The 600-nt window shown below is 60.8% G+C and carries 1 protein-coding gene; it reads left to right on the forward strand.

Annotated features, from left to right (window positions below):
• Positions 1-600: IS66 family transposase (tnpC, locus tag EAE92_RS24200; RefSeq protein ID WP_214069874.1), on the forward strand; the 600-nt coding region annotated here is incomplete at both ends.

A 600-nucleotide genomic window follows, 5' to 3' on the forward strand; every position in this document is an offset into this window, starting at 1 on the left:
GCCGCAGTGGCCGTTATGCCCAGAGCCTGCTGAAAGACTGGTCGGGCGGCACGTTGGTGACGGATGATTATGCCGGTTACAACGCGCTGCATGCCCGGGCGGATATCACCGAAGCGGGTTGCTGGGCTCACGCCCGCCGCAAATTCTTTGACCAATACAAAGCGAGCCAAAGTCCGGTAGCGAAACAGGCGCTGGATGGCATTCGTGACCTGTACAAGCTGGAGCGAAAAATCAAACACCGGCCGCCGGATAAACGGCGTCAGTGGCGACAGCGTTATGCCCGGCCGTGGCTGAATGAGTTCCGGTCCTGGTTGCAGACGATGCAGGCCCAAATGGCCCCCCACTCTGGGTTACGCAAAGCGATAGATTACACGCTGAAGCGCTGGCCGGCGCTGGTGTGTTATCTGGATGACGGCCGGGTGCCGATAGACAACAACCGGGCGGAGAATGCGGTCCGGGGTGCGGCGGTCGGCCGAAAGAACTGGCTTTTTGCGGGTTCACTGCCCGCGGGGCAACGTGCCGCCATGATAATGAGCCTGTTGGAAACCGCCAGAGCCAACGGACATGAGCCCTGGGTCTGGTTACGTGATGTCCTCAGCC

The sequence above is a fragment of the Photorhabdus hainanensis genome (assembly GCF_018448965.1).
GTDB lineage: Bacteria > Pseudomonadota > Gammaproteobacteria > Enterobacterales > Enterobacteriaceae > Photorhabdus > Photorhabdus akhurstii.